The organism is Brevundimonas sp. (genome assembly GCF_050729455.1).
Taxonomy (GTDB): domain Bacteria; phylum Pseudomonadota; class Alphaproteobacteria; order Caulobacterales; family Caulobacteraceae; genus Brevundimonas.
In genome coordinates this window covers 1-18,441 of the sequence record NZ_JBOHLI010000061.1, presented here as the reverse complement: position 1 = coordinate 18,441, position 18,441 = coordinate 1, and the positions used below count along the sequence as shown (strand labels likewise).

The window sequence follows — 18,441 nt, the reverse complement described above, 5'->3', positions numbered from 1 at the left end:
GGCCTCGGGCGGGCCCGCCGCCCCTTCGAGCCACTTGCCGTCGCAGCCGTGGTCGGAGGCGGCGGTGCAGGCCGCCCTGGCCGAGAGCCGGCCGGTGCTGGTCAACTTCACCGCCGACTGGTGCGTGACCTGCAAGATCAACGAGGGCGCCGCCCTGTCCTCCCCCCGCACCGCCGAGGCGATGCAGGCGGCGAACGCCGTCTATCTGGTCGGCGACTGGACCCGCCGCGACGACGCCATCACCGCCGAACTTCAACGCCACGGCCGCTCGGGCGTGCCGCTCTATCTGCTCTACGCGCCGGGTCGGACCGCGCCGCGTATCCTGCCGCAGCTTCTGACCGAGGGGGTCGTCGTCGACGCCCTCAAGGACGCCGCCCGCTGATTTCCACCGAAGGAGACCACCCGATGTTCCGTGCACTGACCGTCGCCTCCGCCGCTCTCCTGCTGCTCGCCGCCTGTCAGCAACAGCCCGCCGCAGCGCCGGAAAAGGCCGCCGCCTCGACGGCCGCCACGCCCGCCGTCGCCGGACCGGGCGACATGGCCCCGGCCTTCACCCTGGTCGACGCCGAGGGCGTCCAGCGCTCGCTGGCCGACTTCCGCGGCAAGACCGTGGTGCTGGAGTGGAGCAACGAGGGCTGCCCCTTCGTGAAGAAGCACTACAGCGGCGCCATGCAGGCCCTGCAGCGCGAGGCGACCGCCGACGGCGTGGTCTGGCTGACCCTCATCTCCTCGGCGCCGGGCGCGCAAGGCCATGTCGAGGGCGAGGAGGCCCGCGCCTGGAAGGCCAAGCACAAGGCCGCCTTCACCCACCTGCTGCTCGACCCGACCGGCGAGGTGGGCAAGCGCTACGACGCCAAGACCACGCCGGATATGCGCATCATCGATCCTGAAGGGCGCCTGATCTACGTCGGCGGCATCGACGACCGGCCGACCAACAAGGTCGAGGACCTTGAAGGCGCCACCAACTTCGTCCGCGCCGCCCTGGCCGACGTCAAGGCCGGCCGCCCCGTCCAGACCGCCTTCGCCCAGCCCTACGGCTGCTCGATCAAATACCCGGAGACGGTCGCGAGCTGAGGCTTATGCAATCGTCTCGACGAAGAGCCTGAACCCAAAGCACTGGGTCCCCGCCTCCGCGGAGGGTGAGCGGTTTTTCAAACGGGGCTCAAGTAGCCCGAAGGGCGATAGCCCCAAAAGAAAAGCCTCGCCGGGCGGTTACGCCGCCGGGCGAGGCGGCGAGGTGATGACCTCGACGTTGTCGTTCAGCAGATAGGCCAGCTCTTCCAGCGCGGCCTTGCGTTCGGCGGCGTTGGGGGCGGCTTCGACGGCGGCGACCTTCTTCAGCATGTCTTCCGAGATGCCGCGCAGGATGCATTTCAGGTCGTTGTCCGTGCCGCGTTCCTTGAGCACCAGATGGCCCTGCAGGTCGCGGGCGGCGAGATCGGTCGCCTGGCTCTTGAAGCCGGTGAAGACGGCGCCGGCCATGAAGCCTTCGGCGTCGGCCTCGCCCGAGGCGATCCAGCCGTCGACCATGGTTTTCAACGAACCCGAGCGCGCGACCAGATCGGCGAACAGGGGCTCGTGCGCCACCGAGACGGGGGCGTCGGCGGCGACCGGCGGCAGGGCCGCGGCTTCGGCCACCGCGGGATCGCTGAGCAGCAGGGCGGCGGCGAGAATGATTCCGCAGGACATGGGGTATCCCTTCACTGGCGGCCGGGCGAAGAAGACCAATTGGAAATCCAAGTTGACCCGGTCGTTGATTGAACTCTTCTAGGCCTGAGCCGTAAACATGGGCTTGCAAGCGCCGTACCAGCCCTTTTGGGACGGCCGCGGGGGGGAGACGAGGATGCCGCACGCCGCCTGGACCGAACTGGAGGCCGTCGCCCGTCGCGACGCCGACGCCCGCATCCACGATCAGTTCGCCGCCGATCCCGACCGCCTGTCGCGGATGACGGTGGACGCCGCCGGCCTGCACCTCGACCTGTCCAAGCAGAGCTGGACTCGCGCCGGGTTCGACGCCGCCCTGGCCCTGGCCCGCGCCGCCGACGTCGAGGGCCGTCGGGCCGCCCTGTTCGGCGGCGAAGCCATCAATTTCACCGAGGGTCGGGCCGTGCTGCACCCCGCCCTGCGCGCGCCGGTCGGCGCGGATTTCCATGCCCTGGGCGAGTCCGTCTCGGCCGAGGTGGACGCCGTGCGCGGCCAGATGCGCGACTACGCCCACGCCGTCCGGTCCAGCATCGAGACAGGCGCGACCGGCCGCCCGTTCAAGGCCGTGGTCCATGTCGGCATCGGCGGATCGGACCTGGGCCCGCGTCTGATCTGGGACGCCCTGCGCCCGCTCGACCCGGCCATCGATCTGCGCTTCGTCGCCAATATCGACCCCCGCGACATGGCGGAGAGCCTGACCGGGCTCGACCCCGAGACCACGCTCGTCATCGTCGTGTCCAAGACCTTCACGACGCAGGAAACCCTGGCCAACGCCGAAGCCGCCAAGGCCTGGCTGGCCGCCGCCCTGCCCGCCGACGGCATGGACAAGCACTTCATCGGCGTCACCGCCGCGCCGGAGCGCGCCGCCGCCTTCGGCTGCGGCCGCACCTTCGCCTTCCGGGACTGGGTCGGCGGGCGCTATTCCCTGTGGTCGGCGGTCAGCCTGTCCTGCGTCATCGGCCTGGGCTGGGACGTGTTCCAGGGCTTCTTCGACGGCGCCGCCGACCTGGACCGTCACTTCCTCGAGGCCCCGCTAGAGGCCAACGCCCCGGTCCTGCTGGCCCTGGCCCAGATCTGGAATGTCGACGGCCTGCACCGGCCCGCGCGCACCGTCGCCCCCTACGCCCACGCCCTGCGCCGCCTGCCGGCCTTCCTGCAACAGCTGGAGATGGAGTCCAACGGCAAGCGGGTGCGCCGCGACGGGTCGCCTGTCGGCCGCCAGACCTGCCCCGTCGTCTTCGGCGAACCCGGCACCAACGGCCAGCACGCCTTCTTCCAGCAGATCCATCAGGGGCCGCAGGTCGTCCCGGCCGAGTTCGTCATCGTCGCCTCGACTCTTGAAAGGAATGGGGACGGCCAGACCTCCGAAAGCCCGCTGTGGGCCAACGCCCTGGCCCAGGGCCAGGCCCTGATGCAGGGCAAGACCGAGGCCCGGGCCCATGCCGAACTGATCGCCTCGGGCGCGTCCGAAGCCGAGGCCGACCGCCTGGCCCCGCACAAGACCTTCCCCGGCAACCGCCCCTCGACCGCCATCCTGATGGAGCGGCTGACGCCCCGGACGCTGGGCGCCCTGATCGCGCTTTACGAGCACAAGACCTTCGTCGAGGGCGTGATCTGGGACATCAACAGCTTCGACCAGTGGGGCGTGGAGCTGGGCAAGGTCCTGGCCAGGGCCGTGCTCAAGGACGTGGCGGCGGGCGCCCCCTCGCCCGACCTCGACCCCTCGACGGCGGCCCTGCTGACCCGGCTGCTGGCCTAGGGGCACGGAACAGGGGCGGACACAAAAATGGGCGGACGCCGCAACGTCCGCCCCCTCGTTCCGAAAGTTCAAGATCAATAGGGATCGATGCTGCGCACCCGGCCGTCGTCGCTGACGACGCAGACCGAGCGGTAGGAGCCGGTCCCCATCACCATCTGCCAGTCGCCGCCGCCGAGGTCGCGCACGCTTATCGGCGTCGAGCTGCCGCGCGGCCGGTTCTGGAAGTCGTCGGCGCGAGCCGAGCAGGCCTGCTGGGCGGCCCAGGGGGCGCGGCGCACGTGGTCGCTGTTTGAGGCGCGGCGGTTGCTGCGTTCGGCCTCTCCGGCCAGATAGCCGTCGTGATAGGACTCGCTGTCGTTGCGGTCGTAGGTCGCGCCGTACAGGGCGTCCTGATAGCCGCGCGAATAGTCGTCGTCGTGACTGTCGTCGCGGTTGTCGTGCTTGCTGTTGTGATGAGCCAGGGCCGCCGCCAGTCCGATCACCGCCGCCCCGGCCAGAACGGCGGCCGCCGCATTGCCGCCGCTGTCGCGCGAACCGCCGCCGTCGCACAGGTTGCGATCCATCCGGTCGATGGAGGCGTAGCGGCCGTCCGTGGTGGTGATCTGGACGCAGTCGTTTCCGCGTCGCCAGTAGCTCCACTTGGTGTCGCCGCCCTCCTGGGTGCGGACGAAGGTATAGCCGCGGCTCTGCACCGTCCCCTCGGCCTGACCGGCGCGGGCGCCGACCAGATCGCGCAGGTCCGGCGGCGTCTGGGCCGAGGCGGGGACGGAGGCCGCCAGCATGGCGGCGGCGGCGAGAACGGCGACGGGCGTCTTGAACAGGGTCATGGGTCTTCTCTGCTGATCGAGGACGGGGGAGGCGACAGGATCGAAGCAAGCACAGACTGACGGGCGCCGCGTTCACGCGGGGCCTGTCAACATCTCTCAACGAGCCTCGTTCTTCAATGGGGCCGGACACCGGTTGACGGTCGGCGCAGCCGCCCCCAGCATCCGAAATCCCATTTCTTCGAGAGCGCGCGCATGGACATGGTGCTGGAGCTGCTGGTCGCGACGGTCATGGTGCTGGTGACCGTCGGCATCCACGCCGCGGGCCTGCTGACCCTCGGCCGCATTGTCGCGGCCGGCGACGCCCGGTCTGGCGGCGCCGTGCGGCTCAATCCCCTGTCGCGTCGCGGGGCCTGGCTGACCGTCAGTCTGGTGCTGGGACTGTTCTTCCTCCATGGCCTGGAGATCTGGCTTTACGCCCTCCTGTTCCACCTGCTGGGCGCCGTGCCGGACCTGCGCGAAGCCGTCTATTTCTCGACCATCAGCTACGGCTCGATCGGCTACGGCGACGCCTCGATCACGCCGGACTGGAAGCTTCTGGGGGCCATAGAAGGGGTCAACGGCGCCATCCTGCTGGGCTGGTCGGTGGCCTTCTTCGTCACCGTCATGGGACGGCTGCTGCCTCCGGCCCAGCGATCGCACGACAGTTTCGAATAGAGCGGGAACCCCGCGCCAGCGCTGCCGTTTCACGGCTTCAACCCGGAGAGCCCGATGCTCAGACCCGCCGTCCTCGCCGCCGCCCTTCTCGCCGTCGTGACCCTGCCCGCCGCCGCCCAGGACCACAGCCGCACCGAACGGGTCCAGTTCGCGCGGGGCGCCTCGTCCGCCACTTTGCACGGCAATCTGCACGGCTATGACTCGGTCGACTACGTGCTCGGCGCGCGCCGGGGGCAGACCCTGAGCGTGCGGATGCAGACCTCCAACGCCTCGGCCTATTTCAACGTCCTGCCCAGCGGCGGCGACGGCACGGCGCTGGACGGGGCGGCCAATGTCGTCGACTGGCGCGGCGTCCTGCCCGCCAACGGCGACTACGTCGTGCGGGTCTATCTGATGCGGAACGCGGCGCGGCGCGACGAGCACGCCAACTACACCCTGAGCATCGGCGTCCGCTGACGCCGGACGCGAAAAAGGCCCGGCGTCGCCGCCGGGCCTTCGTTTCGTCTGGCGCTACGGCTTACCAGCGGCGATCGTATCGGTAGTCGCGGTCGCGGTCGCGGCGGTTCTGCCAGCTGCGCCATTCGCCGTGGTTCCGCCAGTAGCGGCCGTCGCGGTAGTAGCCGCGCCCGTCGTCGTAGCGATCATGGTCGTAGCGACCGTTGTAGTAGTCGCGCTCCCAGTGGCCCTGGCTCCGGTAGCAGCGGCCGCCGCGGTAGTAGTCGCACCGGTCACGGTCGCGGTCGTTGTCCGAGGCCACGGCCCCCAGGGCCGCCCCGGCCAGGGCGCCGCCGGCGATATAGCGGCCGTCGCCCTGACCGATCAGGGCGCCGGCGACGCCGCCGACGACGGCGCCGAGCACGGCGTCGCGGCCGGTGTTGTCGCGATCACGGTCGCGATAGTTCTGGGCGGCGGCGGGGGTGGTCGCCAGCATCGTCAGAGCGATCGCGCCGACGCCGATCTTGGAAATGGTCTTCATGGCGGGGCTCCTTTCGAAAGCCGGTTGATCCGTTGTCCTCCTTTTAGGCAGCCACTGCTGAACGCCCCCAAGGGGTCCCGTTCATCCGCGCTTCATGTTCAGGCCAGGATTCACCCTCCCTCGCCCTTGACGGTGGGGGGGCCTCCCCCTAACTCCCGTGGCGTTAGCACTCGGGGAGGGCGGCTGCCAAAGCCGCAGGTTCCGGGGCTTAAACCGACATTCTATTGGGAGATCATCAGATGGCGTTTCGTCCTCTCGGCGACCGCGTGCTGGTCAAGCGCGTTGAAGAAGCTACCACCACCAAGGGCGGGATCATCATCCCCGACACGGCCAAGGAAAAGCCGCAAGAAGGCGAAGTGATCGCCGTCGGCAAGGGCGTCCGTGACGAAGACGGCGAGTTCGTCGCCCTGGACGTCGCCGTTGGCGACCGCATCCTGTTCGGCAAGTGGTCGGGCACGGAAGTGAAGATCGAAGGCGACGACCTGATCATCATGAAGGAATCCGACATCCTGGGCGTGCTGGCTTAATCGCCGCCCCATTTGTCGTAGAATTCTTTCAATAAAAACATTCAGATAGGAGCAGCCCGCATGGCCGCTAAAATCGTAAAGTTCAACACCGACGCCCGCGACAAGATGCTGAAGGGCGTCAACGTCCTGGCTGACGCCGTCAAGGTGACCCTGGGTCCGAAGGGCCGCAACGTCGTGATCCAGAAGTCGTTCGGCGCCCCGCGCTCGACCAAGGACGGCGTCTCGGTCGCCAAAGAGATCGAGCTGGAAGACGCCTTCGAGAACATGGGCGCCCAGATGATCCGCGAAGTCGCCTCCAAGGCGAACGACAACGCGGGCGACGGCACCACCACCGCCACCGTCCTGGCTCAAGCCATCGTGCAAGAGGGCCTGAAGGCCGTCGCCGCCGGCATGAACCCGATGGACCTGAAGCGCGGCATCGACCAGGCCGTCGCCGTGGCCCTGGACGAAGTGAAGACCATCTCCAAGCCGGTCTCCAACAACTCGGAAATCGCCCAGGTCGGCACCATCTCGGCCAACGGCGACGCTGAAATCGGCGAGCTGATCGCCCTGGCCATGGCCAAGGTCGGCAACGAAGGCGTCATCACGGTCGAAGAAGCCAAGACGGCTGAAACCACCGTCGACATCGTCGAAGGCATGCAGTTCGACCGCGGCTACCTGTCGCCCTACTTCATCACCAACGCCGACAAGATGGAGGTCGCCCTCGAAGAGCCCCTCATCCTGCTCCACGAGAAGAAGCTGACCTCGCTGCAGCCCATGCTGCCGGTGCTGGAAGCCGTGGTTCAGTCGGGCCGTCCCCTGCTGATCATCGCCGAGGACATCGAAGGCGAAGCCCTGGCCACCCTGGTGGTCAACAAGCTGCGCGGCGGCCTGCGCGTCGCCGCCGTCAAGGCTCCGGGCTTCGGCGACCGCCGCAAGGCCATGCTGGAAGACATCGCCATCCTGACGGGCGGCCAGGTGATTTCCGAAGACCTCGGCATCAAGCTTGAGACCGTCACGCTCGACATGCTCGGCAAGGCCAAGAAGGTCCAGATCACCAAGGACGACACCACCATCGTCGAAGGTTCGGGCGAGAAGGACGGCATCGAAGCCCGCGTGGCCCAGATCAAGCGTCAGATCGAGGACACCACCTCGGACTACGACAAGGAAAAACTGCAAGAGCGTCTGGCCAAGCTGGCTGGCGGCGTCGCCGTCCTGCGCGTCGGCGGCTCGACCGAAGTCGAAGTGAAGGAAAAGAAGGACCGCGTCGACGACGCCCTGAACGCAACCCGCGCCGCTGCCGATGAAGGCATCGTCCCAGGCGGCGGCGTGGCCCTGCTGCAAGCCTCCAAGAAGCTGGTCGACCTGAAGGGCGCCAACGCCGATCAGAACGCCGGCATCGCCATCGTCCGTCGCGCCCTGCAGGCCCCGATCCGTCAGATCTCGGAAAACTCGGGCGTCGAAGGCTCGATCGTGGTCGGCAAGGTCATGGACAGCAAGGACGCTTCGTTCGGCTTCAACGCCCAGACCGAAGAGTACGGCGACCTCGTCCAGATGGGCGTGATCGACCCGGCCAAGGTCGTCCGTTCGGCTCTGAAGTCGGCCGCCTCGGTCGCCGGCATCATGATCACGACGGAAGCCGCCATCGCTGACGCGCCCAAGAAGGGCGGCGCCGGCGCCCCCGACATGGGCGGCATGGGCGGCATGGGCGGCATGGACTTCTAAGGAAGTCCTGCTTCCAGGCAGACTGCGGAAGGGCGGGATCGAAAGGTCCCGCCCTTTCTCTTTCCTTCTCCCCCTGAGGGAGAAGGTGGGCGCCGAAGGCGCTCGGATGAGGGGTGTGAGCGCCAAGCCGTCGATGAACATCCCGACGCCTGGTCTTCGACTTTTCAATGCCGCGCCGACACCCCTCATCCGGCCCTGACGGGCCACCTTCTCCCTCAAGGGGAGAAGGGGCTATTCGCCGACCTCCCCCACCTCGCGCCCCGCCAGCCGCGCGCCCTCGACCACCGTCGGATCGGACCGCGCCGTGTCCAGAATCCAGTCGCGGAAGCGGGCGATCTTGGGGGTCAGGCGGCGGGCGGGCGGGTAGCAGACCCAGTAGCTCTCGGCCAGGGCGACGGTCTGGGCGAACGGGCGGACCAGTTGGCCGCTTTCGATCTCGCGGGCGTAGAGGATGGGCGAGCCCAGGGCCACGCCCTGATCGCCCAGGGCGGCCGCCACCTCCATCGCCTGATTATCGGCGGACAGGCGCGGCGGCGGGGCCGTATCCGCGGGCGAAACCTCGGCGGCGGCGAACCAGGCGGCCCATTCGTACATCTCGCCCACCAGATGGGCCCGCTTCAGATCGGCGGGGGTCTTCAGATCCAGCCGGTCGCGCATGGCGGGGGTGCAGACCGGGGTGAAGAGGGCCGGGATCAGGAAGCGGCTCTCCAGCCCCGGCCACCGGCCCGAGCCGAAGCGCAGGGCCACGTCCAGCCCGTCGGCGCCGAGGCTGGACAGGGTCGGGCTGGTGTCCACCCGCACGGCCAGATCGGGATTGGCCAACTGGAAGGCGCCCAGCCGCGTCGCCAGCCACTGGGTCGCCAGGGTCTGAAGCGTGGTGACGGCCAACACCCCCTGATCGGCCTCGACCACGTCGGCGACGGCGCGGCGCAGCAGGGTCATGGCCTCGATCGCCGCCGTGGCCAGCCGCTCGCCCTCCGGCGTCAGCGACACCTGGCGCGCGCCGCGCACGAACAGGGGCCGGTCCAGTCGTTGCTCCAGGTCGCGGATACGCCAGCTGACCGCCGCCTGGCTCATGCCCAGGGCCTCGGCGGCGCGGGTGAAGCTGAGCAGCCGCGCGGCGGTCTCGAACACCCGCAGGGCGTCGACGGGGATGCGGGACAGGACGTCAATCATAAGCAAGCCTTATGCATGAACCCCATCGTCTCGTTTGTGGATAGGTCGCGTCAACCGCATATTCGGGCCTCACGAAAGGAGGACGACCGATGGATTACATTTACAGCACTCATAAGGAACCCGCGTGGGGCTGGATCGGCGCCCTGCTGGACGCGCGCAAGCCGACCGCGCCCGTCAGCGCCAAGACCCGCCGCTCGCCCCCCGCCGCTGCTCCAACGACAGTTCCGGCCCGCCGCGCCGCCTGCTGAGGCCCGCCAGGACCTAATCGACGGCGACGATCTCGACCGACTGGCCGGCCACGCTGGCCTCGTCGCCCTCGCGCTTGCCCATCAGGGCGCGAGCCAGGGGCGAGACGTGGCTGACGCTGCCCTGGGCCGGATCGGCCTCGTCCTCGCCGACGATGCGCCAGGTCTGGGTGCGGCCGTCCTCGCGCTCGATCGTCACCGAGCCGCCGAAACGCACCCGACCGTCCGGCGTCGTCTCCAGCAGCTGGGCCGAGGCCCGCCGCGCCGACCAGTAGCGCAGGTCGCGCGTGGCCCGGGCCATGGCGGTGCGATCGGCCTCGATCGCCCCCTTGACCTGCGCCCCTGAGTAGGCGGCCCGCGCCGCCGCCAGCTCGGCCTCGATCTGGGCCAGCCCCTCGGGCGTGACATGGTTGGGATGGGGCGAGATCGGGCGGTCCACCAGGTCGGCGGCCGTGGCTTCCAGATCTTCTTCTCGGGTGAAGGCGACGCTCATGAGGACAGAGCGTATGCCGTTCGCGGACGTTCCGGTCTAGGAAGGCGTGATGACCGATGCGCCTTCCTCCACACCTCCGACCGTCGCCGTGATCGGCGCAGGCCCCGCCGGGCTGATGGCCGCCGAACGCCTGGCCTCGGCGGGCCTGCGCGTGGTGGTGCATGAGCGGATGCCCTCGGTGGCGCGCAAATTCCTGATGGCCGGACGCGGCGGGCTGAACCTGACCCATTCGGAGCCGCTGCAGCCGTTCCTGCACCGCTACGACGCCCCGGCGCGGGCACGGATCAGCGGCTGGCTCGACGCCTTTTCGCCCGCAGATCTGATCGCCTGGGCCGAGGGGCTGAGGCAGGAGACCTTCGTCGGCTCCTCGGGCCGGGTCTTCCCGCAGGCCATGAAGGCCTCGCCCCTGCTGCGCGCCTGGCTGGCGCGGCTCGAGGGTCTGGGCGTGGAGTTCCGGACCCGCTCACGCTGGACCGGCTGGAAAGACGGCGCCCTGAGCTTCGACACGCCCGAGGGCGAGCGGCTGGAGCAGCCCGACGCCGTGGTCCTGGCGCTGGGCGGGGCCAGTTGGGCCAAACTGGGCTCCGACGCGGCCTGGGTTCCCGGATTGGAAGAGGCGGGCGCCGCCGTCGCCCCGTTCCGTCCGTCCAACGTCGGCTTTGACGTCGCCTGGTCGCCCCTGTTGCGCGACCGCTTCGCCGGCCAGCCGCTGAAGGGGGTCGCCGTCACCCACGCCGGGCGCACCGTGCGCGGCGAGGCCATGATCGCCGCCTATGGCATCGAGGGCGGGGCGGTCTACGCCCTGTCAGCGGACCTGCGCGACGCCATCGAACGCGACGGCTCGGCCGAGTTGACGCTGGACCTGCGGCCCGACCTCAGCCGCCCCGCCCTGACGCAGAAGCTGCTGAAGCCGCGCGGCAAGGACAGCCTGTCCAACTGGCTGCGCAAGATCGTCCACCTCGACCCCGCCGCCATCGCCCTGCTGCGCGAGGGCGGCCCCCTGCCGACCGAACCCTGCCCCCTGGCGGCGCGCATCAAGGGCGTGAGCCTGACGCTGACCGGGGTGCAAGGCCTGGCCCGTGCCATCTCCTCGGCCGGGGGCGTGGCGCTCGACGCCGTGGACGCGCGGCTGATGCTCAAGTCCCGGCCAGGCGTCTTCGTCGCGGGCGAGATGCTGGACTGGGAGGCCCCGACCGGGGGCTATCTGCTGCAGGCGTCCTTCGCCTCCGGCGTGACGGCGGCGGACGGCGTGATCAACTGGCTTCGGAGGCCCTGATCGACCAAGGGCGGGGTCGACAGGCGGACTGAGAGGGCGCAGCCTGTTCGCCCTCCCCTTCGCTGCTGTTCGAGTTTGCTTCATGTCGATGTCCCGTTCCGCCGCCGCGCTCGGCCTGATCGCCGCCCTGATGACCTCGACCTCGGCGCTGGCGCAAACCGCGCCGCAATCAACGCCTCTGGGCCGCGTCGATCCCGCTCGCCTGAACGAGGCCACACGCATTCTGGCCTCGGACGAATTCGAAGGCCGCGCCCCGGTGACGCCGGGCGAGGACAGGACCATCGAATGGCTGTCACAGCAGTTCCAGGCCCTGGGCCTGGAGCCCGGCGGCCCGGACGGGTCGTGGGTGCAGGTGGCCCAGGTCAGCCGCACCAGCCAGGACGGCCCGGCGACCATCAGCGTCACCGCCAAGGGGCAGACGACCGCCCTGCAACGCGCCACCGACGTCATCGTCTCCTCCGACCGGCCGGTGAGCCACGTCACCCTGACCGACGCGCCCCTGGTATTCGTCGGCTATGGCGTCGATGCGCCCGAGCGCGGCTGGGACGACTACAAGGGCGTCGACCTGACCGGCAAGATCATGCTGGTCCTGGTCAATGATCCCGATTTCGGCGCGCCGGAAGGCCACCCGGCGACCGGCAAGTTCGACGGTCAGGCCATGACCTTCTACGGCCGCTGGACCTACAAGTTCCAGGTGGCGGCGGCGCACGGCGCGGCGGGCGTCCTGGTCATCCACGACACGGCGGGGGCGGGCTATCCCTGGTCGACGCTGCAGAATTCCTCGACCGCGCCCAAGTTCGACATCGTCCGCGCCGACCCGGACACGGAGCGGGTGGCCGCCCAGGGCTGGATCCAGGGCGCCGTGGCCGAAAAGCTGTTCCAGAACGCCGGGCTGGACTTTGCGGCGCTGAAAGATCAGGCGCGCACGCCGGGCTTCCAGCCTGTGACGCTGGACGGCGTCACCATGTCCATCGACTTCGGCCAGATCGCCGACCGGGTGCAGACCCGCAACGTCATGGCCCGCCTGCCGGGCGCGACCCACCCGGACGAGACGGTGATGTTCGGGGCCCACTGGGACGCCTATGGCCGGGCCACGCCCAAGAACGGCGACGACATCTATAACGGCGCCGTGGACAATGCGACGGGCGTGGCGGCGGTGCTGGAACTGGCCCGCCTGTTCGCCGAGGGGCCGCGCCCGGAACGCTCGACCGTCTTCGTCAGCTGGGCGGCCGAGGAAACCGGCCTGCTGGGGGCCGAATACTACGCCGCCAACCCGGTCTGGCCGCTGGAGACGACGGTGGCCAACATCAACATGGACAGCCTGCTGCCGGGGACCGAGATCGATCCGAACATCGTCGTCATCGGCGCGGGCAAGAACGATCTGGACGACCGGCTGGCCGTGCTGGCGGGCCGCGAAGGCCGCCGGCTGATCCCCGATCCTGCGCCCCAGGCCGGGGCCTTCTATCGCTCGGACCACTTCCCGCTGGCGCGCAAGGGCGTGCCCGCCCTGTTCGCCGCCGCCGGCTTCACCGGCCACAACGCCGCCAGCCGCGACTATGTCGCCAACCGCTATCATCAGCCTACGGATGAATGGACGCCGGAGTGGAAGATGGACGCCGCCGCCGCCGATGTTCAACTGCTGTATGAGGTCGGGTCCGCCCTGGCCAATTCGCGCGACTGGCCCGCTTGGAAGCCGGGCGACGAGTTCGAAGCCGCCCGCAACGCCTCGGCCGCCGCCCGCAAGCCGTGACCTGAAAGGCCCGACGCGCTAGACCCCGTCCATGACCCAAGCGCCCGAAATCCACGGCCTCTGCCCCGCCCGCTTCAGCGCGGTGAAGGACGCCTTCGCCGCCAACTTCATCGACGCCCCCGAGGGGCTGAACGAACTGGCGGCGCGCTTCTCCGTCGTCGTCGACGGCGAGGTGGCCGTGGACCTGTGGGCCGGGTCGGCGGACACGGCGGGGCGCACGCCCTTCACCGAGAAGACCCTGGTTCCGGTCTTCTCGACCGGCAAGGCGGTGATGGCCCTGATGATCGCGCGCTGCGTGGACAAGGGCCTGCTGTCCTATGAGGACCGCGTCGCCGACCACTGGCCGGCCTTTGGCGCGGCGGGCAAGGACCAGCTGACCGTCGGCCAGCTGATGAGCCACCAGTCGGGCCTGCCGGGCTTTTCCGACGGGGTCGAGCCCGAGATCTGGTTCGACCGTCAGGCGGTGCTGGACCGGCTGGCGGCCCAGACGCCTTTGTGGGAACCCGGCACGGCGTCCGGCTATCACCCCATCACCATCGGCTATCTGGCGGGCGAGCTGTTCCGCATCGTCGACGGGCGCAGCATGGGCGCGGCCCTGCGCGAGGACTTCGCCACGCCCTTCGATCTGGACCTGTGGATCGGCCTGCCCGAGAGCGAGCACGGCCGGGTGGCGCAGATGCGGAAGCCGACCGCCGCGCCGGACCTCGGCTCCATCGACGCGATCAAGAAGGCCGCCTTCCTCGACCGGGGCTCGGCGCCGGGCGGGCGCGGCTCGACCGAGTGGCGGATGGCGGAGATCCCCTCGGCCAACCTGCACGCCACGGCGAAGGATCTGGCGCGGATCATGTCGGTCATCGCAACCGGCGGCGCCCTGGATGACCTGCCCGTCCTGTCGCAGGAAACCCTGACCCAGGCGACGCGCGAACGCATCCACGGCCAGGACCGGGTCCTGCCCTATGTCATGAGCTGGGCGGCAGGCTTCACCCGCAATGCGGGCTTGAACATCTTCGGGCCGAACCCGCTGGCGGTCGGCCACTGCGGCTGGGGCGGGTCGATGGCCTTTGCTGATCCGGCGGCAGGGGTTTCAGCCGCCTATGTCATGACGCGTCAGTCGCCGCACCTGATCGGCGACCCGCGCGCCCAGCGCCTGGTCGAGGCGCTCTACTCAGCCCTTTAAGCGTCGGCGCCCCAGGCCAGCTGGTCGTGGACGATGCGCCAGCCGTCTTCGGTGCGGCGCAGGACGCGGGTGAACAGGCCGCGCTGGGTCTGACCCTCGCGCCGCACCACCACCCGGCCTGAGACCACCGTGGTGTTGACGTCGAACTGCAGGGTCTCGAACCACTCATAGGTCATCAGGCCGAGGCCCCCGGGCTGGGCGGCGCGGGCCTCAAGGGCGGCGCGCACGGCGTCCGGCCCCTTGATCGGCGTGTCGCCGAGGAAGACCAGCAGGGGCTCGTCGGCGACATAGGTGGCCATGACCGCGCTCACGTCGCCCGACGACCAGGCCTCGGCGGCGGCGTCCAGGGTGTTGCTGACGGCGTCGAAGGTCTCGGCCAGAGTGGGCACGACGACAGGCGGGAGGGAGGCGGCGGGCGCCTCGGTCCGGGCCGTGCGGATCACTTCGTCGCCCCCCATGCTCTGGGCGCAGGCGGACGAGCCGGTCGCCAGGGCGACGGCCAGGGCGAGGGAACGGGCGAGGGCGGCGAGCGAGCGGGCGCGGATCATCGCCCTTTCTAGGCTGGAACCGCGTCGGACCTCAACGTGGGTTCAGGGGGCGGGTTCAGCGCGACGACGGCGCTTCGTCGTCCAGTGCCGCCATGCGGTCCTCGGCGGGGTCGTCCAGCAGGCCGGGTTCGGGGGCGACGATGGTCTCGGCGGTGCGGCTGGAACGGCGCACCTTCATCACGGCGCCGACGGCGAAGACGCCCACCGCCAGCCAGATGAAGACGAAGGAGGCGATGCGCAGCGGCCCCAAAGCCTCGCCCTGCAGCGCGCCGATGATGAAGACGATGGTCGGGGCCAGGAACTGCAGGAAGCCCATGCTGGACAGGGGCATGCGCCGCGCCGCCCAGGCGAACAGGGCCAGGGGAATGACCGTGGCCGGGCCGGCGAACAGCAGCCAGAAGGTCGCCCCCGCGGAGGCGGTGAAGTGGCCCGCGCCCGTGCTTTCGATGTGGATCAGCCAGATCAGGCCCGGCAGGGCCAGCAGCAGGCACTCCAGGAAGAGCCCGGTCTGGGCGTCGACCGAGACCCGTTTCCTGATGATGCCGTAGGCGGCGAAGGTCAGGGCCAGGACCAGCGACACCCAGGGCGCGTGGCCCAGGGCCAGGGTCTGCAGCACCACGCCTATGGCGGCCAGACCCATGGCGATCTTGCCCGCCCAATCGATCCGTTCACGGAACAGCCAGGCTCCGGCGGCCATGTTGAGCAGGGGATTGAGGTAGTAGCCGAGCGAGGCGTCCAGCGTCCGCCCGTTGTTCACCGCGACGATATAGGTGGTCCAGTTGCCGGCGATCAGGACGGCCGAGAGGCTGAGCCAGCCCAGCACCTTGGGCTCACGCAGCACGGCCAGGACCTGGCTCCACTGACGCGCCAGCACCACCAGGACCAGGGACCAGACCAGGCCCCAGACCGCGCGGTGGCCCATGATCTCCCAGGCGTCAGCGCCTTGGTGCGCCATCTGCTGGAAGACCAGAGGCACGAAGCCCCAGATCAGATAGCAGAGGACCCCGGCCGCCAGGGCGGTGCGGGCTTCGGACGACGGGGAGGAGGAGGACGCGGTCACGGCGGACCTTTCGACCTCCGCCGCTGGAACGCGCGACGGAGGCTTAGGGGGATACGACACAGGGCCTCAAGCAGCCCCGCGCCGCGCGCGGGGCGTTAGGCCCCCTTCACTTACACCGTCAGGCTGCGATAGCCGCTGGACGGGGTGATGACGCCGGTTTCGTCCAGCAGCTGGGCGATCTGGACGGCGTTCAGGGCCGCGCCCTTGCGCAGGTTGTCCGACACCACCCAGAAGCTGAGGCCGTTCTCGACGGTCGGGTCCTTGCGGATGCGGCTGACATAGACGGCGTGCTCGCCGGCGGCGTCGACCGGGGTGATGTAGCCGTCGTGCTCCAGCTTATCGATGACCAGGACGCCCGGGGCTTCGCGCAGGATCTCGCGGGCCTCGTCCGGCTCAATCGGACGATCGAACTCGACCGTCACGGCTTCGGAGTGGCCGACGAAGACCGGCACGCGGACGCAGGTGACGGTCAGCTTGATCGAGGGGTCGATCATCTTGTGGGTCTCGTCCCACATCTTGGCTTCCTCGTCGGTGTAGCCGTCGTCGCGGAAGGAGCCGATGTAGGGGATGACGTTGAAGGCGATCTGCTTGGGGAACTTCTTGGGCGTGGCGTCGCCCAGGCCGTAGATGGCCTTGGTCTGGTTCCACAGCTCGTCCATGCCTTCCTTGCCGGCGCCCGACACGGATTGATAGGTCGAGACCACGACGCGCTTGGCCTTGGCCGCGTCATGAAGGGGCTTCAGCGCCACGACCAGCTGGGCGGTCGAGCAGTTGGGGTTGGCGACGATGTTCTTCTTGCGCGCCAGCTTGACCGCGTCCGGGTTCACTTCCGGCACGATCAGCGGCACGTCCGGGTCCATGCGGAAGGCCGAGGAGTTGTCGATGACGATGGGGCCGGCCTTGCCGATCTTTTCCGACCATTCCTTCGACACCGAGCCGCCGGCGCTCATCAGCACGACGTCGACGGTGGAGAAGTCGAACTGCTCCAGGTCCTCGCACTTCAGCGTCTTGTCGCCGAAGGCCACCTCCACGCCCTTGGATTTTCGTGAGGCGATCGCGTGCATTTTATCGACCGGGAAGTTCAGTTCCTCGATGATGTTCATCATTTCGCGACCGACATTGCCGGTGGCACCAACGACGGCGACGCGATAGCCCATGATCAGATTATCCTTGGTTGGGGCGCTGGGGAGAAAAGCGGTTCTGCATTTGGGTCTTTCGCAGGCGCGAAGCAACCAGTTTTCACCAAATTCCTGCTTCAGGAGGCATGAAGCGCCCTCGCCTTCCCTGATCCGCCCCTTGGGGCTATGCCGCTGACCATGACTTCTCGCATCCGCAACGCCTACGATATCCGCGTCGAGGAGGGCGTCATCGCCCCCGATCCGAAGCAGCAGGAGCTGCTGACCGCGCTGGAGCGGCTGGAGGCGGACCTGTCGAAGAAGGGCCTGTTCGGCCGCCCGCCCGAGGTCAAGGGCATCTACATCTGGGGGCCGCCCGGCCGCGGCAAGTCCATGCTGATGGACCTCTTCTATTCGGCCACGCCCGAGCAGAAGAAGGTGCGCGCCCACTTCCACGCCTTCATGGCCCGCATCCACGACCTGGTGAAGCAGTGGCGCGAGGGCGACGCCCGGACCCGCAAGGCCGTCTTCGGGATAGCCAAGGGCGACGACCCCATTCCGCCGATCGCCGCCCTGATCGCGTCGGAAGCCCGACTGCTGTGCTTCGACGAGCTGCAGGTCACCGACATCGCCGACGCCATGATCCTGGGCCGGCTGTTCGAGGCCCTGTTCGAAAAGCGGGTGGTGCTGGCCGTCACCTCGAACCGCGCGCCCGAGGACCTCTACAAGCACGGCATCAACCGCCAGCTCTTCCTGCCCTTCATCGACATCCTGCGCGCACGTTGCGAGGTGGTGGAGACAGCGGGCGCCCGCGACTTCCGCCTGGATCGCATGGCCGGGGCCCAGGTCTGGTTCTCGCCCCTGGATGACGCCGCCCGCGCCGGCTTCGAGAGCCTGTGGTCGGACCTGAAAGGGGGCGAGCCGGAGGAGCCCGCCGCCCTGCCGGTCCTGGGCCGTCAGGTGCGGGTCAAGCGGACGGTCGGCGGCATGGCGCGGGCGACCTTCACCGAACTGTGCGGGACGCCGCTGGGGCCGCAGGACTATCTGGCCGTCGCCCGGCGCTTCCACACCCTGTTCCTGTCGGACGTGCCGACGCTGAGCCCGGCCAACCACCACGAGGCGCGCCGTCTGGTGACGCTGATCGACGCCCTCTACGAGGCCAAGACCCGGCTGGTCGTCCTGGCCGAGGCCGAGCCGGAAGCCCTCTACGCCGAAGGGGTCGGCGCCTTCGAGTTTGAACGCACGGTCTCGCGCCTGAACGAGATGCGCAGCGCCTCCTGGCTGGCGCAGAGGAACGAGGACGCCGAACAGGATGAACTGGCGTCCATGCACGCTTGAGCTAGGGTGGGCGAAACCGAACGGAGACGCCCGTGACTTCCGCCTTCAGCGCCCTTGCCCTGGCCGCCGCTCTTGCGGCCAGCCCGACCACCACCCTGGCCCAGACCCCGGC

General features: G+C 69.3%; 20 protein-coding genes. 12 read left to right on the top strand and 8 right to left on the bottom strand.

The genetic code is table 11. The features are described from left to right. Both ACREEF_RS13730 and ACREEF_RS13725 read left to right on the top strand, forming a co-directional pair. On the top strand, positions 1-382 hold a 382-nt coding region (locus tag ACREEF_RS13730; protein ID WP_431566134.1), incomplete at its 5' end, for a thioredoxin family protein. Between the two features lie 23 nt (positions 383-405). Next, entirely contained in the window at positions 406-1,074 is a 669-nt protein-coding gene (locus tag ACREEF_RS13725; RefSeq protein ID WP_431566133.1) for a thioredoxin family protein, read from the top strand. A 138-nt stretch (positions 1,075-1,212) separates the two neighbouring features. Here ACREEF_RS13725 and ACREEF_RS13720 read toward each other — a convergent pair whose 3' ends face one another. After that, positions 1,213-1,689, bottom strand: a complete 477-nt coding sequence (locus tag ACREEF_RS13720) for a hypothetical protein (protein WP_431566132.1) — start codon at positions 1,687-1,689, stop codon at positions 1,213-1,215. Positions 1,690-1,843: 154 nt separating this feature from the next. On the opposite strand from ACREEF_RS13720, the gene pgi reads away from it, so the two are divergent. Beyond that, positions 1,844-3,463 (top strand): glucose-6-phosphate isomerase, encoded by a 1,620-nt coding sequence (gene pgi / locus ACREEF_RS13715; RefSeq protein ID WP_431566131.1) that lies wholly within the window; start codon positions 1,844-1,846, stop codon positions 3,461-3,463. A gap of 74 nt (positions 3,464-3,537) precedes the next feature. Here pgi and ACREEF_RS13710 read toward each other — a convergent pair whose 3' ends face one another. Beyond that, positions 3,538-4,290: a hypothetical protein gene (locus ACREEF_RS13710; RefSeq protein ID WP_431566130.1), complete on the bottom strand. Its 753-nt coding sequence runs from the start codon at positions 4,288-4,290 to the stop codon at positions 3,538-3,540. Positions 4,291-4,482: 192 nt separating this feature from the next. Between ACREEF_RS13710 and ACREEF_RS13705 the strand changes: the two genes are divergently transcribed. Further along, positions 4,483-4,944 (top strand): ion channel, encoded by a 462-nt coding sequence (locus ACREEF_RS13705; RefSeq protein WP_431566129.1) that lies wholly within the window; start codon positions 4,483-4,485, stop codon positions 4,942-4,944. 54 nt (positions 4,945-4,998) lie between these two features. After that, complete coding sequence (locus ACREEF_RS13700; protein ID WP_431566128.1) at positions 4,999-5,400, top strand: hypothetical protein; 402 nt, start codon at positions 4,999-5,001, stop codon at positions 5,398-5,400. Positions 5,401-5,461: 61 nt separating this feature from the next. Here the strand turns inward: ACREEF_RS13700 and ACREEF_RS13695 are convergent, their stop codons facing one another. After that, positions 5,462-5,920: a hypothetical protein gene (locus ACREEF_RS13695; RefSeq protein ID WP_431566127.1), complete on the bottom strand. Its 459-nt coding sequence runs from the start codon at positions 5,918-5,920 to the stop codon at positions 5,462-5,464. A gap of 239 nt (positions 5,921-6,159) precedes the next feature. Here ACREEF_RS13695 and groES point away from each other — a divergent pair, with 239 nt between their 5' ends. Both groES and groL read left to right on the top strand, forming a co-directional pair. After that, complete coding sequence (gene groES, locus ACREEF_RS13690; RefSeq protein ID WP_105562826.1) at positions 6,160-6,447, top strand: co-chaperone GroES; 288 nt, start codon at positions 6,160-6,162, stop codon at positions 6,445-6,447. Positions 6,448-6,507: 60 nt separating this feature from the next. Next, positions 6,508-8,151 carry a chaperonin GroEL gene (groL, locus tag ACREEF_RS13685; RefSeq protein WP_431566126.1) on the top strand — a complete coding sequence of 548 codons (1,644 nt, stop codon included), beginning with the start codon at positions 6,508-6,510 and terminating at the stop codon, positions 8,149-8,151. Between the two features lie 231 nt (positions 8,152-8,382). Here groL and ACREEF_RS13680 read toward each other — a convergent pair whose 3' ends face one another. Continuing rightward, entirely contained in the window at positions 8,383-9,327 is a 945-nt protein-coding gene (locus ACREEF_RS13680) for a LysR substrate-binding domain-containing protein (protein ID WP_431566125.1), read from the bottom strand. 89 nt (positions 9,328-9,416) lie between these two features. Here ACREEF_RS13680 and ACREEF_RS13675 point away from each other — a divergent pair, with 89 nt between their 5' ends. Beyond that, entirely contained in the window at positions 9,417-9,575 is a 159-nt protein-coding gene (locus ACREEF_RS13675) for a hypothetical protein (protein ID WP_431566124.1), read from the top strand. A 13-nt stretch (positions 9,576-9,588) separates the two neighbouring features. On the opposite strand, the gene greA is transcribed toward ACREEF_RS13675, so the two are convergent. Beyond that, entirely contained in the window at positions 9,589-10,065 is a 477-nt protein-coding gene (gene greA, locus ACREEF_RS13670; RefSeq protein ID WP_431566123.1) for a transcription elongation factor GreA, read from the bottom strand. A 49-nt stretch (positions 10,066-10,114) separates the two neighbouring features. Here greA and ACREEF_RS13665 point away from each other — a divergent pair, with 49 nt between their 5' ends. The 3 genes from ACREEF_RS13665 (at position 10,115) to ACREEF_RS13655 (ending at position 14,268) form a co-directional block, all read left to right on the top strand. After that, positions 10,115-11,341 carry a TIGR03862 family flavoprotein gene (locus tag ACREEF_RS13665; protein ID WP_431566122.1) on the top strand — a complete coding sequence of 409 codons (1,227 nt, stop codon included), beginning with the start codon at positions 10,115-10,117 and terminating at the stop codon, positions 11,339-11,341. Positions 11,342-11,423: 82 nt separating this feature from the next. Next, positions 11,424-13,091 (top strand): M28 family metallopeptidase, encoded by a 1,668-nt coding sequence (locus ACREEF_RS13660; RefSeq protein WP_431566121.1) that lies wholly within the window; start codon positions 11,424-11,426, stop codon positions 13,089-13,091. A gap of 31 nt (positions 13,092-13,122) precedes the next feature. Beyond that, positions 13,123-14,268, top strand: coding sequence for a serine hydrolase domain-containing protein (locus ACREEF_RS13655; protein WP_431566120.1), 1,146 nt, complete (start codon positions 13,123-13,125; stop codon positions 14,266-14,268). Here ACREEF_RS13655 and ACREEF_RS13650 read toward each other — a convergent pair. The 3 genes from ACREEF_RS13650 to ACREEF_RS13640 form a co-directional block, all read right to left on the bottom strand. Then, positions 14,265-14,816 carry a YybH family protein gene (locus tag ACREEF_RS13650; RefSeq protein WP_431566119.1) on the bottom strand — a complete coding sequence of 184 codons (552 nt, stop codon included), beginning with the start codon at positions 14,814-14,816 and terminating at the stop codon, positions 14,265-14,267. The two genes, ACREEF_RS13655 and ACREEF_RS13650, sit on opposite strands and share 4 nt — an antisense overlap. 55 nt (positions 14,817-14,871) lie before the next feature. Further along, positions 14,872-15,876 (bottom strand): EamA family transporter RarD, encoded by a 1,005-nt coding sequence (rarD, locus tag ACREEF_RS13645; protein ID WP_431566118.1) that lies wholly within the window; start codon positions 15,874-15,876, stop codon positions 14,872-14,874. Between the two features lie 110 nt (positions 15,877-15,986). Then, positions 15,987-17,033 (bottom strand): aspartate-semialdehyde dehydrogenase, encoded by a 1,047-nt coding sequence (locus ACREEF_RS13640; RefSeq protein WP_314428748.1) that lies wholly within the window; start codon positions 17,031-17,033, stop codon positions 15,987-15,989. Between the two features lie 159 nt (positions 17,034-17,192). Here ACREEF_RS13640 and zapE point away from each other — a divergent pair, with 159 nt between their 5' ends. Continuing rightward, complete coding sequence (zapE, locus tag ACREEF_RS13635; RefSeq protein WP_431566117.1) at positions 17,193-18,329, top strand: cell division protein ZapE; 1,137 nt, start codon at positions 17,193-17,195, stop codon at positions 18,327-18,329. Positions 18,330-18,441 lie beyond the last annotated feature (112 nt).

Excerpts from the sequence above, each read along its gene's own strand:
- ACREEF_RS13725 (WP_431566133.1), top strand. The coding sequence starts at position 406 with ATGTTCCGTGCACTGACCGTCGCCTCCGCCGCTCTCCTGCTGCTCGCC.
- ACREEF_RS13720 (WP_431566132.1), bottom strand. The coding sequence starts at position 1,689 with ATGTCCTGCGGAATCATTCTCGCCGCCGCCCTGCTGCTCAGCGATCCC.
- pgi (WP_431566131.1), top strand. The coding sequence starts at position 1,844 with ATGCCGCACGCCGCCTGGACCGAACTGGAGGCCGTCGCCCGTCGCGAC.
- ACREEF_RS13710 (WP_431566130.1), bottom strand. The coding sequence starts at position 4,290 with ATGACCCTGTTCAAGACGCCCGTCGCCGTTCTCGCCGCCGCCGCCATG.
- ACREEF_RS13705 (WP_431566129.1), top strand. The coding sequence starts at position 4,483 with ATGGACATGGTGCTGGAGCTGCTGGTCGCGACGGTCATGGTGCTGGTG.
- ACREEF_RS13700 (WP_431566128.1), top strand. The coding sequence starts at position 4,999 with ATGCTCAGACCCGCCGTCCTCGCCGCCGCCCTTCTCGCCGTCGTGACC.
- ACREEF_RS13695 (WP_431566127.1), bottom strand. The coding sequence starts at position 5,920 with ATGAAGACCATTTCCAAGATCGGCGTCGGCGCGATCGCTCTGACGATG.
- groES (WP_105562826.1), top strand. The coding sequence starts at position 6,160 with ATGGCGTTTCGTCCTCTCGGCGACCGCGTGCTGGTCAAGCGCGTTGAA.
- groL (WP_431566126.1), top strand. The coding sequence starts at position 6,508 with ATGGCCGCTAAAATCGTAAAGTTCAACACCGACGCCCGCGACAAGATG.
- ACREEF_RS13680 (WP_431566125.1), bottom strand. The coding sequence starts at position 9,327 with ATGATTGACGTCCTGTCCCGCATCCCCGTCGACGCCCTGCGGGTGTTC.
- ACREEF_RS13675 (WP_431566124.1), top strand. The coding sequence starts at position 9,417 with ATGGATTACATTTACAGCACTCATAAGGAACCCGCGTGGGGCTGGATC.
- greA (WP_431566123.1), bottom strand. The coding sequence starts at position 10,065 with ATGAGCGTCGCCTTCACCCGAGAAGAAGATCTGGAAGCCACGGCCGCC.
- ACREEF_RS13665 (WP_431566122.1), top strand. The coding sequence starts at position 10,115 with ATGACCGATGCGCCTTCCTCCACACCTCCGACCGTCGCCGTGATCGGC.
- ACREEF_RS13660 (WP_431566121.1), top strand. The coding sequence starts at position 11,424 with ATGTCGATGTCCCGTTCCGCCGCCGCGCTCGGCCTGATCGCCGCCCTG.
- ACREEF_RS13655 (WP_431566120.1), top strand. The coding sequence starts at position 13,123 with ATGACCCAAGCGCCCGAAATCCACGGCCTCTGCCCCGCCCGCTTCAGC.
- ACREEF_RS13650 (WP_431566119.1), bottom strand. The coding sequence starts at position 14,816 with ATGATCCGCGCCCGCTCGCTCGCCGCCCTCGCCCGTTCCCTCGCCCTG.
- ACREEF_RS13640 (WP_314428748.1), bottom strand. The coding sequence starts at position 17,033 with ATGGGCTATCGCGTCGCCGTCGTTGGTGCCACCGGCAATGTCGGTCGC.
- zapE (WP_431566117.1), top strand. The coding sequence starts at position 17,193 with ATGACTTCTCGCATCCGCAACGCCTACGATATCCGCGTCGAGGAGGGC.